The sequence below is a fragment of the Kribbella ginsengisoli genome, assembly GCF_039537185.1.
Classification (GTDB): domain Bacteria; phylum Actinomycetota; class Actinomycetes; order Propionibacteriales; family Kribbellaceae; genus Kribbella; species Kribbella koreensis.
In genome coordinates this window covers 377,928-392,494 of record NZ_BAABAA010000002.1, presented here as the reverse complement: position 1 = coordinate 392,494, position 14,567 = coordinate 377,928, and the positions used below count along the sequence as shown (strand labels likewise).

General features: G+C 68.1%; 15 protein-coding genes. 4 read left to right on the top strand and 11 right to left on the bottom strand.

What is annotated here, in order from left to right; all coding sequences use genetic code 11:
- The first annotated feature begins 189 nt into the window (after nt 1-189).
- Together ABD768_RS09220 and ABD768_RS09215 are read left to right on the top strand one after the other, a co-directional pair.
- Nucleotides 190-975, top strand: coding sequence for an SDR family NAD(P)-dependent oxidoreductase (locus tag ABD768_RS09220; RefSeq protein WP_344839411.1), 786 nt, complete (start codon nt 190-192; stop codon nt 973-975).
- Between the two features lie 27 nt (nt 976-1,002).
- A complete protein-coding gene (locus ABD768_RS09215; RefSeq protein WP_343973867.1) occupies nt 1,003-2,010 on the top strand; it encodes a DUF2278 family protein in 1,008 nt (335 codons plus the stop codon).
- 10 nt (nt 2,011-2,020) lie between these two features.
- Here ABD768_RS09215 and ABD768_RS09210 read toward each other — a convergent pair whose 3' ends face one another.
- Both ABD768_RS09210 and ABD768_RS09205 read right to left on the bottom strand, forming a co-directional pair.
- Complete coding sequence (locus ABD768_RS09210; protein WP_343973864.1) at nt 2,021-2,299, bottom strand: hypothetical protein; 279 nt, start codon at nt 2,297-2,299, stop codon at nt 2,021-2,023.
- A gap of 49 nt (nt 2,300-2,348) precedes the next feature.
- Complete coding sequence (locus tag ABD768_RS09205) at nt 2,349-5,099, bottom strand: ATP-binding protein (RefSeq protein ID WP_344839408.1); 2,751 nt, start codon at nt 5,097-5,099, stop codon at nt 2,349-2,351.
- Between the two features lie 78 nt (nt 5,100-5,177).
- Here ABD768_RS09205 and ABD768_RS09200 point away from each other — a divergent pair, with 78 nt between their 5' ends.
- Nucleotides 5,178-6,113, top strand: a complete 936-nt coding sequence (locus ABD768_RS09200; RefSeq protein ID WP_344839405.1) for an alpha/beta fold hydrolase — start codon at nt 5,178-5,180, stop codon at nt 6,111-6,113.
- Nucleotides 6,114-6,118: 5 nt separating this feature from the next.
- On the opposite strand, the gene ABD768_RS09195 is transcribed toward ABD768_RS09200, so the two are convergent.
- Genes ABD768_RS09195 through ABD768_RS09185 form a run of 3 tightly spaced genes read right to left on the bottom strand, consistent with a single transcriptional unit; the run spans nt 6,119 to nt 7,957 of the window.
- Entirely contained in the window at nt 6,119-6,847 is a 729-nt protein-coding gene (locus ABD768_RS09195; RefSeq protein ID WP_344839402.1) for an LmeA family phospholipid-binding protein, read from the bottom strand.
- Nucleotides 6,848-6,872: 25 nt separating this feature from the next.
- On the bottom strand, nt 6,873-7,277 hold the full coding sequence (locus tag ABD768_RS09190) for a DUF1707 SHOCT-like domain-containing protein (protein WP_344839401.1): 405 nt from the start codon (nt 7,275-7,277) through the stop codon (nt 6,873-6,875).
- Nucleotides 7,274-7,957 carry a PadR family transcriptional regulator gene (locus ABD768_RS09185; protein ID WP_343973851.1) on the bottom strand — a complete coding sequence of 228 codons (684 nt, stop codon included), beginning with the start codon at nt 7,955-7,957 and terminating at the stop codon, nt 7,274-7,276. The genes ABD768_RS09190 and ABD768_RS09185 overlap by 4 nt, the downstream gene beginning before the upstream one ends.
- 154 nt (nt 7,958-8,111) lie before the next feature.
- Here ABD768_RS09185 and ABD768_RS09180 point away from each other — a divergent pair, with 154 nt between their 5' ends.
- Nucleotides 8,112-8,393 carry a hypothetical protein gene (locus tag ABD768_RS09180; protein ID WP_344839398.1) on the top strand — a complete coding sequence of 94 codons (282 nt, stop codon included), beginning with the start codon at nt 8,112-8,114 and terminating at the stop codon, nt 8,391-8,393.
- 59 nt (nt 8,394-8,452) lie between these two features.
- Here the strand turns inward: ABD768_RS09180 and ABD768_RS09175 are convergent, their stop codons facing one another.
- The 6 genes from ABD768_RS09175 to ABD768_RS09150 all read right to left on the bottom strand — a co-directional run bounded on the left by ABD768_RS09175 (nt 8,453) and on the right by ABD768_RS09150 (nt 14,541).
- Nucleotides 8,453-9,169, bottom strand: coding sequence for a hypothetical protein (locus tag ABD768_RS09175; RefSeq protein ID WP_343973845.1), 717 nt, complete (start codon nt 9,167-9,169; stop codon nt 8,453-8,455).
- Nucleotides 9,170-9,257: 88 nt separating this feature from the next.
- Complete coding sequence (locus ABD768_RS09170; protein ID WP_344839396.1) at nt 9,258-9,614, bottom strand: YciI family protein; 357 nt, start codon at nt 9,612-9,614, stop codon at nt 9,258-9,260.
- A complete protein-coding gene (locus ABD768_RS09165; protein ID WP_344839394.1) occupies nt 9,607-10,179 on the bottom strand; it encodes a hypothetical protein in 573 nt (190 codons plus the stop codon). Before ABD768_RS09165 ends, ABD768_RS09170 begins: the two co-directional genes overlap by 8 nt.
- Nucleotides 10,180-10,267: 88 nt before the next feature.
- Entirely contained in the window at nt 10,268-11,911 is a 1,644-nt protein-coding gene (locus tag ABD768_RS09160; protein WP_344839392.1) for a phospholipase C, read from the bottom strand.
- A 24-nt stretch (nt 11,912-11,935) separates the two neighbouring features.
- Nucleotides 11,936-13,378: an iron uptake transporter deferrochelatase/peroxidase subunit gene (gene efeB, locus ABD768_RS09155; protein ID WP_344839390.1), complete on the bottom strand. Its 1,443-nt coding sequence runs from the start codon at nt 13,376-13,378 to the stop codon at nt 11,936-11,938.
- Entirely contained in the window at nt 13,375-14,541 is a 1,167-nt protein-coding gene (locus ABD768_RS09150) for an EfeM/EfeO family lipoprotein (protein WP_344839388.1), read from the bottom strand. The genes efeB and ABD768_RS09150 overlap by 4 nt, the downstream gene beginning before the upstream one ends.
- Nucleotides 14,542-14,567 lie beyond the last annotated feature (26 nt).

Genomic DNA, 14,567 nt, shown 5'->3' with positions numbered 1-14,567 from the left:
ACGACGGATTCACTCACGTCGAGCACAAAGTGGCCAACCCGCATCGCCATGCATGCACAACTCCGGCGAATCGGCCCGACACGCTGGGGTAAGCGGTTGCCTGTCGAGTTGGGTATGCATGGCCAGCCGCGCGCAGCCGCGGCAACCGATTCGGGGGGCTCGGCGTTTCAGTGCGGCGCCTCGGGGAGGATGGCGAGGACCATCGGCGAAGGGGAGTACTGGGATATGAGCGTCTGCATCGTCACGGGTGGGGGCGGGCCGCGGATCGGGAACGGGATCTGCCGGGCGCTGTCGGCCAAGGGGTGGACCGTGGTGGTTGCGGATCGGGACTTGGCGGCGGCCGTTGGTGTTGCTGATGAGTTGCGGGCCGCGGGTGGGGAAGCGGTGGCGATGGAGCTCGATGTCACCGATGTGGAGTCGGTGCGGGGCGTGGTGGCCGCGACGGTGGCTGAGTTCGGGCGGATTGATGGGTTGGTGAACAGCGCGGGGGTGGGATCGCGCGGGGATGGGGCGGAGGCTTCTCCGGAGGAGTTCGATCGGGTCAACGGGATCAACTATCGGGGGCCTTGGACCTGTATCCGGGAAGTTGTGCCGGTGATGGTGGAGGGCGGTGGGGGGAGCATCGTCAATATCGGGTCGGTGCATTCGGCGGGGGCGGCTGACACGTTCACCTTGTACGCCGGGACGAAAGCCGCGTTGGCTGCGTTGAGCCGGGGGATTGCCCGGGACTACGGGCGGCGCGGGATTCGGTGCAACATCGTGCATCCGGGGGCGGTTGAGGTCCGGGGGAACGAGCACGTGCTGGATGAGTTCGTCGCCAAGCAGCAGATGTTGCCGGCTGCGGTCGAGGCGATCGACATCGGCAATGCGGTCGCGTTCCTGTTGTCGGCGGAGGCCCGGGCGATCACCGGGGTCGAGCTGTTTGTAGATGCCGGTACTACGGCGATGCTTTTCTCCAACGGGTTCACCGACTGAACCCGCTCTGTGGGGGAGGGACGAACGATGGCGCTGAAGCGGTACGGCGTACTGGTGGGGACCGTGATCGGGCGGCGGGCCGAGGGCGGGGTGGACTCGCCGCATTTCCAGGTGCACGTGCGGGGCGGCGGTACGGAGTACCGGGTGGCGGTGAATGTGTTGTCGCAGCAGTCGCCGTCGGAGTTGCTCTATCTGGCGGTGGAGGACTTCAAGCATCCGGTGCTGGATGTGCTGCGGACCGTTCCCGATGGGTTCAGCGACGTGGACAGCGTCAGTGGGGGAGCGGCGCTCGACTACATCCGGGGCAATCTGTTCGACCGGGCGCAGATGCGGCCGATGCCGGCGACAGCGCCCGGGCCGGACAACGATCTCGCCGACCGGCTGGAGTTCTTCACCGCTCGCGCGCTCGCCGACCCGGATGCGCGGATCTACGCGATCGGCGAGCGATGGGGGCCGGAGAGCGGCGTACCGGACAAGATCTTCGGCTTCTCGCCGGGGAACGGTGTGCACGACATCCACATGAACCAGGGCAACAGCGGATCGTTCACGAAGGACGACGGGGTGTGGCAGGACGGCGGGCTGCTGTTCCGGTTCGCCGATCAGTGGGTGGCGATCTTCCTCGCCTTCCAGAGCCAGACCTGGCACACCGACGACACGACCGGCCATGCGTTGCCGGGTGAGCCGGGACCGATTCCGGGCCCGACCGACCCGCATCGCACGCTGCGCATCATCGCCGCGCTGGTCAACCCGATCGGCCCGGCTCCCGAGCCCGAGACGGTCACGCTGCTCAACCCGGGCGCCGCGCTGATCGACCTCCACGACTGGGCTCTGGTCGACCGGCTGGGCCAACGCATGTCTCTGCCCGCGATGGAGTTGCCGGCCGGCGATGCGCTGCGGATCGCTCTGCGGGCACCCGTCCAGCTCGGCAACCGGGGTGGCACCCTGACCCTCCTCGACCCGAACGGCCTCAAGGTCGACGGCATCTCCTACACGAAGGAGCAGGTGGCGGAGGAGGGTTTCTCGCTCGTCTTCTGACCGGCGCGGGTCAGCGGGTGTAGGTGCGGGCGACGTCGACCCCGACGACGGTGGGCTGACCGGCCGGCTCGGGGCCGAGCGCCTTGGCCAGCGCCGGGCCGAGACGGTCGGCGAAGAAGCGGTCGGCGGCGTCCTTGGACTCCCACAGGGTGACGACGCGCAGGCCGTCCGGTGCCGTACCGACGTACCGGGCCTGGAGGCCCTCGGGCTCGGCGCCGACGTGCTCCATCACCTTGTCGAACTGGTCGATCGAGGCGAACGGCGGGGTGGCGATCGCGATCCATTGCATGGCTGGCTCCTCTGTTCGGGCGGCTGCGGTTGCGGCCACACGGATCAAGTTAGGAGCCGGCCGGCTTGCGCGAATCCGCCGAATCACTCATCGCGGTACTCAACTGCCCGCGGGTCGCCCAGGTGGCGATCTGGCTGCGGGTGGTGAAGCCGAGCTTGGTGAGGATGTGCTGGACGTGGTTCTGCGCGGTCCGCTCGGACAGCACCAGCCGGGTCGCGATCTGCCGGTTCGTGAGGCCTTCGGCGACGAGGGCCGCCACCTCGGTCTCCCGGGTGCTCAACACAGGTTCCTGGCTCGGCGTTTGGTAGGCGGTCATGCCGAGGGCGCTGATCAACCGCGCTGCATCGCGCGAGTTGGATTCGGCCAGCGCCCGGTCGCCAGGACGGTTGCGCTCGAGGAGAGTCCGGGCGAGGTGGTACTGCGCTTCGGCGACGAACCCCGGCGCACCCGCAGACCCAGCCTGGTGGACCGCAGCGGTCAGGTCCTCGACGGCATCGTCCAGCCGACCGAGTACTGCGGCCCCGCGGCCGACCGTCAACTCAACGGGACCCAGGTACGCAACGCCGTTGCCGACCGCGTGCTCACCCCGGAACGGTTCGAGCTGGCGCAGGAGTTCCGCCAGGTCGTCGTACCGGCCGATGCCCGCGCAGGCGAGAGCGGCGTACACATACCCGGGCAGGGTGAAGAAGACGGGTAGCGACCAGGTGTCGAGCGGGCCGGCCTGCCGGTACGACGCGGCCGCCTCGCTCGTGAGCCCTGCACAGGTCTGGAGATACGCGCGCGACAAATGAGCCATCGTCGCGAACCGGGGCGGCGGGTCGAACGCCTGCCGGGCGACCTCCGGGCTGACCCCGACGTGACCGGCCAGCGCCGCCAGCAAGGCGAAGTACGCGCCCGTGGCCGGTGCCTTCTCGATCACCCGCATCCGCTCGAACCCGCGTCGGGCAACCGTGGCAGCCTCGTCATACCGCCCGCGAGCCTGGGCGATACACGCGGCGACGCGGTCGTGATGCCAGGCGCTGACCGGGCCGCCTACTCTCTCGACCGCGACCTCCAGAGCGGGCAACTCCTCTGCCGCTGCTGCCAGTCGACCGCTCTCGATCAGGGCGTCCAGCCGCCAGAGCTCACCCCACATGGCTGCGCGGGGATTGCTGGTCCGCTGGGCCAGTTCGAGCATCTCCGTTGCCAGCTGCAACCGTTCGGCGCGCCCGGCCGGTCCTGGGCAAGCCTCCTGCCGGGCATGCAGTGCATCAGCCAGCGCCTGCTCGGCGAGTGCCTGGCTGTCGAGCGCTTGGCCGACAGTCGGTTGGCTGGCGTGTGCCTGGCGGGCTAGGCCGAGGGCTGCTCGGCTGAGTTCGTCCGTGCGGTCCTGTTCACCGTCGTAGAAGGCGAGGTGGCTGCGCTGGGCCAGCAGCCTCGCCCTGGTCGCATCGGTCACTTGGCCAGCCATGGCTTCCTCGCACAGGCGCTTGGCGACTGTGTTGATCCCAGGGTCAGGGACGGCCTCGAGGACGAGCGCTGCCTCGGCCCGCTGTTCGTCATTCATCGCGGCCGCCGCCGCCTCGGTTGCCGCTTTGACGCAAGTCGGCAGATCACCGGCCAGCCGGGCCGCTCGTCCAAGGGTTATTTGCCTTGCGCAACGTTCATCAGGCTTTGGAGGTGCGATCTCCCAGGCCGCTTGATAGAGCCGCACACCTTCCTCGTACGCCAGCCGCCGGACCGCCTCGTCGCCGGCCAGGGTCAACCAGTACTGCGCGATCGCACCCTCCCCATACTGCGCCAAATGCGCCCGATGCCGAGCGATCTCCACCAGGTGCTCACTCAGGTCGCCCGCGTGCTGCCGCTCCAACGCCTCCGCGATCCCGCGATGCAGGGCGGCCCGTTCGGCGGTACCGAGCGAAGCCGCCACCGCATCCCGGGTCAGCGCATGGCTGAACCGTCCCGGCTGATCAAGGAAACCGAAGGCGATGGCCTCGTCGACGAGTGGCAAGCAGTCTTCAACGGTCAGGTCCAGCACCGGAGCAACTGTGGTGAGCTGGAAGTCCCGGCCGACGATCGCCGCCGCCTGCACCATCCGCCGGCAGTCGCCACTGACCCGGTCGAGCCGGCCCGCAACGATGTCCAGCACCGACCGCGGCGGCCGGTCCGGCTGCCACGAGCCGTCGGCGATCGCCCGCCCGACTTCGGTGACGAACAGCGGGTTGCCACCGGTCACCTGGAAGACCTGCTCGGCTTGCTCCGCCGAGGCCATCGGCAGTTGCTCCCGTACAGCTCCGAGATCGAGCCCCCGGAGCTCCAGACGCTCGGCAGGCAGCTCGGCGAGCACGCGTGCGCTCCCCGGCTCACCTAGGCGATGGGTAGCGAGGACTAGTACCGGCAAGTCGCTCACCTGGGCCGCGAGATGCCGTAGTACCAGCAGAGACGGCTCATCCGCGCGGTGGACGTCGTCCAGCAGGATCACCAGCCCCTGCGAACCCGCTGCCTGCGCTATGGCCTCAGTGACGGCCTCGAACAGGCCGAAACGGTCATCTCCCGCGAGTACCTCGTCGGCATCCACCCTCAGCCCGCGCAGAACCTGCCGCCACGGCCAGTAGGCAGGCGCGCCCTCTCCCTCGATGCAGCGGCCCCAAGAGACAGCAGTACCGGCCGCCAGCGCCATCCCCGCGAACTCCTGAGCCAGCCGGGTCTTTCCGATCCCCGCCTCGCCCCCACAGACCACTAGCCGGCCCCTGCCGCCGCGTGCGTCATCGAGCCACCCGCGCAGCGCACCGAGCTCCCGCCCCCGCCCAACTATCCCCATCCGCTCAGCATCACCTAACCCCCGGTACTTCGGGAAGCCCAGTGAACCTCCGCTTGCGTGGTCGGTCAGACTTGGCCGGTGAAACGGTTCCTGCGGCGGGCTCTCATCGCGATCGTCGTGTTCCTCCTGGTCGTCACGGCCGGCTCACTGACGTACAACGCCTTCACCGGTGGCACGGAGCCGGCGCCGGAAGGGCTGAAGTTCGTGCAGGCGGGTGACGTCAACACCCGCTACGACAGCTGGGGCACGACCGGTACGCCGGTGGTACTCGTGCACGGCTCAGTGGAGTCGGTCGACACGTGGTCGCGCCTGGTGCCGTTGCTGGCCAAGACGCATCGGGTCTACGCGTACGACGTCACCGGCTACGGGTACAGCGAGCGCAAGGCGCCGTACACGGTCGAGCATCTCGCGGCGCAGTTGCTCGGCTTCCTGGATGCGATGCATCTTGGGGGCCCTGGGCAACCACGGCCGGTGCTGGTCGGGCACTCGCTCGGCGCGGGGATCGCGGCCGAGGCGACGCTGGAGCAGCCGGGCCGGATCGGCGGGCTGATGTTCCTCGACGGCGACGGGCTGCCGCTTCCCGGCGGTAGGCCGCCGACGGGCGTGATCGTGCCGCCGTACCGGACGACGTTGTTCCGGATGGTGCTGGGGTCCGACTGGCTGCTCAAACGGATCTACAAGTCCACCTGCGGTGCGTCGTGTCCGCCGATGGACGTCGAGCAGTGGGTCCGCCCGTTTCGTCAGCCGGGTGCCGAACAGGCCGTCTGGCAGATGACGTCGGGCGGGATCCCTGCAGTCGCAGCTGATCGGTTGGCGAAGCTTCGCGACGTACCGGTCCCGACGTCGGTCGTCTTCGGCGCTCGAGACACCAACGGCGGCAACGCGGCCGAGACCGCCGAGCGGATCGGTGCGCCGGCGCCGACGTTGATTCCGGATGCCAACCACCTGACCCTGATCTCCAACCCAGCCGAGATCGCCACTGCGATAGCTGCCCTTGCGGCCCGCGGTTTGTAAGGTTGTCAGGCTCCGGAGAGCTGGAGGTTGCTGGCTGCCGCGGTCAGGACGATGGACTGGCCTTCGATCGCGACCTGCTGGAGCTTGGCCTTGAAGGGCAGCTCCGGTACGACGATGCCGCGCGACAGGATCGCGCCGACCGTGCCGCGGAGTTGCTCGGGGATGCCTTGCAGGGTGCTCTCGTCGACCACCAGCCCGATCCGGCCGTTGCGCGCCTCGGGCCGTACCGTCGCGGAGACGTTCAGGCCCTGGATGGTCGCCTTGGCCACCAGGTTGCCGCTGACGGTCTGCAGCGTGAGCTTGTCGATGCCCCTGGTGTTCGCGGTGAGTCTGGCCAGCGCGGACGGGGACAGACGCAGCTTGACGTCGGCCCGGTCCACGGTGACCGCGGCGCTCCGGTCACCGGTCAGGGCCTCGCGGGGTACGTGGATGCCGTGCATGTCGACGGTCAGGTCCTCGGCCGCGATCTTCTCGATCTCCGGCTCGCGCATGGTCATCGTGACCTGGTCGAACTTGCTCCTGGCCAACTGCGGCAGGAAGCCGAAGCCCCCGATCTCCACCTTGGTTTCGGCCGCGGTGACGTCGTACTTCGCTGCCTCGTCGGCCGCCGACTTGGCCAGCTGGCCCTCGGCGAGCGACTCACCGATCCGGTCGGCGGCGACGGCGAGGCCGACGAGGATCAACAAGACGACGATCAGCGCGCGGAGTGCCCGGCGTGGTCTTCTGGAGCTCATGCAGGCAGAGCCTAGTGTCCGGGTCCTAACCCCGTCGGCCGCCCTGGTGCCAGCGCTGGTGGCGGACGGGTCCGCTGATCATGGCGACCCAGAAGAGCATCCACAGCAACCAGGGCGCTGCCAGTATCACCGCTGAGGCGACCAGCCCGATCATCAGCACGGGCAGGATGAACATCAGCGGGGGCGGTGGGCCGGGACGGCCTTTGCGGCTGGGGCGGCCCGGGTTGGCCGACTCCAGTTCTGGGAGGTCGGCGAAGAGGAGTTCGACCTCATCGGCGTACCGGGCCCTGGTCGCCTGGTCGCTGCGCTCCTCGAACTCCTCCTGCGTCAGCCGGCCGGCGACGAAGTGCTCGCTCAACTGCTCGACGGCGGTGTCGCGCTCGGCGTCACCGATGCGCAGCGATCCTCTGGCGGGGAGGTATCCGCTCATGACCGGTCACCGTCGTCGTCATCCGCGAGGATGGAGTAGAGCGTGCGGCGCAAGGTGATCAACGCGTCCCGCGCCTTGGCCTGCTGCTCGGCCGAACCGGCGGCCATGATCTGCCACATCGCCGTCGCGACCTGCCCGAGGATCGGCTTCAGCCCGTTCTCGTCGTCGTCCTGCGCCGACATCGCCTCCCAGGGCGCCGAGACCTCGTCGGCGTGCTCGGCGACATAGGCGCGACCCTCGTCGGTCAGCGTGAACGTCCGCCGCCCGGTCGCCGCATCGGCCGTCACCAGCCCCTCGTCCTCGAGCTGCTGCAAGGTCGGATAAATCGAACCAGGGCTGGGCTTCCAGGCTCCGCCACTGCGCTCGGCGACCTCCTGAATGATCTGGTAACCATTCATCGGCTGCTCCGCCAGTACTGCGAGAATCGCCGCCCGTACGTCGCCCCGCCGCGCCTTCGGGCCCCTGCTGAACCCACGCGGCCCGCCACCCCACTGCGGCCCGCCGAACATCGCCCACGGGTTCTGCCCGCCGAACGGATGCCCACCGAACGTCTGCTGCCCACCGCGCCGGCCACGCTGCCCGGTCATCGCCGCGCGCAGCTCTTCCTTCAGTTGCTCGAACCCATCACAATCCAGCCGCCCGAACCCGGGCCACCCACCGACAAACGCCGAACCCGTCATCCCAACCACTCCTCACCGAGCCATCACGATAATCCGACGATATATCGCGAACAGCCACCACCCAAGGAGATCGTCAGCTCTCAGCAACCTCTTACCCTGCCTTGCTACGGTCGGTGACTCCCCTCCTAGCCGACAACGACTGAAGGGTCAGCAGATGAGTTTCTTCGACAGCCTCAAGGACAAGGCGTCCGAACTCCTCCAATCCGCGACGGACAAGGTCACCGAAGCCACCGGCGTAGACCTCGGCGGCGTCACCGACCAGGCCACCGAATCCGCCGAAGGCCTCACCAACCAGGCCGAAGGCCTGACCGACCAGGCCCAGGACCACGCCAACACAGCCGGCGACCAACTCGCCGACGCCACCGGCATCGAAGTACCGACCGAAGGCCTCACCGACACAGCCACCGACAAACTCAACGACCTCACCGGCCGCTGACCGAACGGACCGGCATCGTCAATCCAGCGACGATGCCGGTCCGCTGTCCGGCTGCTCGGTCAGTTGTAGAGCCAGTAAAGATTGGTCCGGTCGCCGGACCCGGCATAACTGTAGATATTGGCGTTGCCCGTGTTCATGATGTAGGGGTTACCGCTGGTCTCGGTGAACTCTGCCAGGCCGAGCGCCTGACCGGTGATCCTCGAGACATGGTTCGCCAGGTGCTGCGCGGAGGATTTGCAACTGGGGTAGTAGTTGTTCATCTGGATTTCGACCTCGGTCGCCCAGATCTTCGGCGCATCGCCGGTCCATTGGCCGGTCGCCTTGGAGCACCTGTTGTCGTTGGCGTTGTAAACGGAGTAGTGAATGACCTGGTACGGCGGAATGCTGGCCGGACAGTTCGAGCCCGGCCCGGCATAGGTGAGTACCGGGTTGACCGTGCCCGACTCGAAGGCGTTGCCGGCCGCCTCGATCGGCCAGGTGGCGCCGATGTTGTTGTCCTGGCAGATCGTCTTGTTCTGGAATCTCCAGCCGTTGTAGTAATTGGTGAGTACCTTGCCGGGTGCGGCCGTCGCTACTTTGCCGTCGATCCGGGTGGTGGTCTTCCCGTCCACGCCGACCGAGAACTCTGCGTTGTGCAGCGTCGGCTGGGGTGCTTTTCCTGAAGCGGCAATCCCCGGAGCGGCCTGGAGCCCGGCGACACAAACGAGTGCTGTCCCTGCGAGTGCCGCGATGATGCGGTGGCGCATAGTGAAGCCCTTCTGAAGTCGTTCGGTCATTTGCCCGGGTCAGACTGAAGGCTGGTTTCAGACGCGAAGGAATTCAAGACGGAAGCCCCGATTCTGCACTTTGTTGCAAAAACCCGGTTCAGCCTCCGACGGTAGGCGGGAACCGTTGCAGTTCTTGGGGCCAGTCGAGGGCTACGGCGAGGCGGCCGGCCCAGTGGCGGGCGGTTTCGTCGTCGGGGACGCGGATGACGCAGAAGCCGCCGAGGTGTTCTTTGGACTCGACGTAGGGGCCGTCGCTGAAGACCGGCCGGCCGTCCTGGGCGGTGACGCTGCAAAGCACGGTCGAGGCGTCGAGGGCGCCGTTGCTGAAGACGAAGACGCCGGCCGCCTTCATCTCGTCGATAACGGGCTTCACCGCGGCCGACTTCGCCTGGATCTGCTCGGGCGTGTGCTCGGGCACCCACTCGTCGTTGAAGGTGATCAGATACTCAGTCACTGTCGTCTCCTCTCGGGGCAACAGTTGCCCCTGCACCATCACCACGAACGGCGGTGCCCCGATCCGACATACGGCGGAATCTCGAGCGGAACCTCGAGTCGTACTCGAGCTGCACGTAACCCGAGGAGTGCACTCCGACCGCCACGAACCCCATCACCAGGAACACGATGCCCGCACCGAGGGAGATGTGCCAGAAGGCCGCCGTGAGCCCGACGAACGCCGAACCCTGGGCAACCGCCTTCGCCACCCCGACGAGCGCCGACGTGCTCGTCCGGCGCCGGAAGGACTCCTGCCGGTTCAGCACCAGCAGCGCGGCGAGCAACGGGATCGAGACCGCGAACGCGACGACGCACACCGTCGCCGCCAGGTCGAGCGGGTCCTCGGTCAGGAACGGCTGCACGACCACCAGCCCGGCAGCCGCCAGTCCGCCGTAGACCAGATTGGACTGCCGGATCCACTCCTCCTGGGCCGCCGGGTCGGCGGCGGCACTCTCGACTTCCTGCCGGACGCGCTCGGCGTCGGCTTCCATCAGGTTCGCCTGCTCGGTCGGAGAGTCCTCGTCCATGCGGCTATCTTCCCGAACCCCCCCCCGCGGCGGCCGAACAACACCTCGGGGCCGGACGACGAATCGTCCGGCCCCGAGGTCTTGCGTGTCAGTGCTTGGTGACGGCCCCGGTGGCCGGGTTGAGCAGTACCGGCCGGGGGTTCGGGCGGTGGTGGAAGTCGAGCATGCCGGTCAGTGAGCCGGCGCGGGCGTCGTACGAGGAATCGCCGATCGAGCCGGTCCGCCAGTTGTCCTCGATGAACTTGAGGATCGAGGTCTGGTCGGTCCGCTTGTGGTCGACGTAGTTGGTCTTGCTGAACGGGCTGATCACCAGCAGCGGTTGCCGCGGACCGAAGCCACAGCGGTCGGCGTACCCGCCAGCGGCCGGCTTGCCGCCGCATAGTGCCGGCTGGTCGTTGGCCGGGTCCGCGGAACCGTTGCGGAGCGGCGGCGTCACGTGGTCGTACCAGCCGTCGGAGTCGTCATACGCGACGACTACTGCGGTCGAGGCCCAGTCCTTGGACTTCTGTAGCTCGTTGATCGTGTTGACCAGGAAGTGCTGCTCGTCCAGCGGGTCCGAGTAGCCGGCGTGGCCATCCTGGTACTCCCCAGCCTTCAGGAAGCTGACCGCCGGCAGGTTGCCCGCCTTCGTGGCAGCGGAGAAGTCGGTCAGGTCGTACTGGTGGTTGGCCTGGTCGGTCTGCCCGATCTTGGCGACCGAGGTCGGCGGCAGGTGCTTGGGGTTGCTGGTCGACTGGTAGTACTCGAACGGGTTGTGGTGCGGGCTGTAGCCGACCACTGTGTTGCCGCCGACGTTCTGGTGCGTGGCGCCGCAGACGGAGTACCCGTTGGCGGTACTGGTCGGCCGGAAGCCGCCCTGGAACCAGCCCCAGGTGACGCCCTGCTTGTTCAGCAGGTCGCCGACGTTCTTGCCGGTCATCACGCCGAGCGCGTTCTTCGACGTGTGGTTGTTGTCCGAGCAGTCGTCGAACGCCGGGTCCGGGTCGTTGATCATCGTGCCGACGCCGTTCGCGTCCGGCGACGCGACGGTGTAGGCGTCGGTGACCTTCTTGCCGGTGACCGAGTCGACGGCGTAGATCCCGTGGGTCTGACCGGAGACCAGGTTGATCGCACCGGGCGAGGAGGGACCGTAGTTGCTGCTGTACGAGTTGTCGCTCATCGCGTAGTGCTGGGCGTAGTTCCACAGCCCGGTGACCGTGTTGCCGTCGTAGTAGTCCATGACGAGGCCGGGCGCGCCGTACAGGATCGGCTGGCCGGTGCACTTGTCGGTCTCGGTGTACTCGACGAACTTGTCGGCCTTGCCGCCGTTGTACGCCTTCTGCTCCGCGCCGTAGCCGTGGTTCTGGTCGCAGGTCATCGCCTGCTCGTGGCTCAGCCGGCTCGGGTTGAACTGGTTCGGGTTGTGCTCGAGCAGCGTCGGCGTCAGGCCGTTGATCCGCGGCGTGTGGCGGGCCGCCTGGAACTTGGTGCCGTCGGTGTTGGCAGCGTTCGGGTAGGTGCCGAAGTAGTGGTCGAACGAGATGTTCTCGTCGAAGATGACGACCAGGTGCTTGATCGGCGTACTGGCGGTCACCGGTGGCTTGGGATGGTCGCCGCCATCGTGATGCCACCAGCCGTCGCCGGCCCAGGCGGGACCGGCCGCGGCGACCAGCGCCAGCACGCCGGCTCCGGCGACGCCGGTGATCGCCGCCGTTCGGGTTCGTTTACTCCAGGTACGAGGTTTGAGGACCACAATTGCCTCCTTTGGTGAAGCACTTCATGCGAGCAACCCGCGGCCGAGATGGTCGGCGGAGTCCCGGACCCCGGGCAGAATGAGGAAGTAGCCGCCACCCACCGGCTGGATGTAGTCGACCAGCGGCTCGTCGGCCAGCCGCTTCTGGATGGTTTCGAACTGGCGCTGGAGATCGCGCTGGTAGCAGACGAAGACCAGCCCCATGTCGAGGTTGCCGACGTTGTCCACGCCGCGGTCGTAGTTGTACGGCCGGCGCAGGATGCGGCTGTCGTCGCTCTGCGGGGTGCGCGGATTCGCCCGGCGGATGTGGCTGGTCAGCGGGATCGCCGCGCCGATCGGGTCGGCGGCGAAGTTCGGTACGTCGTGCTCGTCGTTGCCGTCGAGCGGGGCGCCGGTGTCGCGCCGCCGGCCGAACATGTTCTCCTGCTCGTTGATGGAGACGCGGTCCCAGAACTCCACCAGCATGCGGATTCGCCGTACGACCTGGTAGCTGCCGCCCTGGGCCCACGGCTGATCGGTTGCTGGCGGCAACCACACCATCTTGTCCATCAGGGCCGCGTCGTCGACGTCCAGGTTGGACGTACCGTCCTTGAACCCCATCAGATTGCGGGGAGTGCCTGCGGGCCGGGGCGGTGAGGTGAACCCCTCGTACCGCCACCGCACCTGCATCGCGCCGCGGGTGTGCCGGGCGATGTCGCGCAATGCGTGCACCACCGTGTCGCGGTTGTCGGCGCATAACTGCAGGCTCAGGTCGCCATGGCTCTCGGCCGGATCGAGGTGGTCGTTGGGGAAGGTGGTCATGCGGGTCAGCCCGGATGGCTTGCGGTTGGCCAGCCCGTACCGATCGTCGAACAACGAGGCCCCGACGCCGACGGTGACCGTCAGCCGGTCGGCAGGAACTGTCGGCCCGAGTACGCCGGAATCGGTCGGCGGCGCCGAGATCCCCGGATCTGGCGGCGTCCCACCGGCGGTGAGAAAGCGGGCCCTGTCGGTCAACGTCCGGAACAGCTCGGTGAGCTCAGCGCGATTCTGGGCAAGCACATCAAAAGACACATGAATGGCCTGCGGCTGAGCCGGCGTAGTAACCCCAGCCTGATGCACCCCATGAAACGGCACGACGGGATCGCTCGCCGGCGCCGCGTCGGCCCTTCCCACCCGGGCAATCCCGGCCCCCGCACCCGCCCCAACCGCAACCCCGGTAACCCCAGCCGTCAGCGCACCCCGCAGAAACGCCCGCCGACCAGTCCCCGCCCGCCCCGCGCCCGACGTCGCCCCGCCCGACTGCGCCCCGCTGGCCCGCCCGGAGGTGGACTGTCCCGTGCCCGCCCGCTCCGCGCCGGATTGCTCCGGGTTGGGGCGCTTCGCGCCGGACCGCCCGGTGCCGGACCGCCCGGTGCCGGACTGCCCGGTGCCGGGCCGCACCGTGCCGGGCCGGTCCCCGGCCGGCTGGTCGTCGGGGGCGCTCATGAGGTCCTCCTGACGTCGCCGATGGCAGCGATCGGCGCTAGTACTTCCACCAGTTGGCTGACGGCAGCGTTGAGGCGTGTGCGGGTCTGCTGGTCCAGTGCGGTGGGTGCGATCCAGGTGCCGTCCGGCCGGTGCCCCTTGGCGACCAGGCGTCGGGTGGTCGCGATCCACGTGGCTAGCTGCGGCCAGCCGGAGTACCGCTTGCTCATGACCGGCGCGAGCGCACGTAGTACCGCCTGCGTGCCATCCAAGTTCGCCCCAATGGTGGCGAGCCCAGTGCCGCTGCCCTGGTCGGCCTGCCCAGTCAGCTCGAACTGCAGCGCGTTCTCCATGATCTCGTGGGCGCGCAGCGGCAGATCGTTCGGATCCGTCCGCTCCCTCGGGAAGTCCTCGTGAAGCCCAGCGACAGCAGCAGCAAGCTGAGTCCCGACAGCCACCAGCGATCGAGGCGACTGCCCATGCCACAGCCCGTACTCAATCCGCCGCAACCCACCGAACCCCGGATCCCGCACCCCTGCAGGCAACCCATCCGGCATCCCATCGATCTGATCGGCGAAGTCGCCAAACGTGTCGTACGCCGCCCCCAGCCGCTCATACGCCAGATGCGCGCTCAACCACGCCGCCCGAGACGCCCCCAGATCCCCGCCCCGCAACGTCAGTACCAGCGTGCTGACCTCACCCGCCAGCCTCCCGAGCCCCGCGCCGACATACCCCCGGTACTCCGTAACAGCACCACTCAGGTCCTGGCTGGTGACCGGCAAGACGGCAGGCACCGGTGGGGGAGGACCATCCGTGATCTGGATAGCCGGCCCAGTCACCGCATCGGTGTCCTCCGCCAAGCACCGGAACGCATACGACGCCCGCCCGAGGTTGAGCTGCATAGGCCGACTGGTGTTCGGTGCAAGCCCCTCCACCTCGGCGTACACCCCACCGGTCGCCGGATCAATCAGGTCGACCTCGGTAGTCACCGTCCCCACATTGCTGACCTGAACGGTCTGCGCCCCGCTGTGCGGATCCTTCCACCCGGTACCGCAGTTCCCCCGCGACACGGTGACAGTCGGCGTCTCACCTGCCAAGTCGTGCCCGGAGCACCCGGACAGGACCAGCAGGATCCCGCAGACGGCCAACGCACCAGCGGGGCGCAAGCGCACGACAAACGGCACGAGGGCTCCGGGGGAGGGGTAAACGG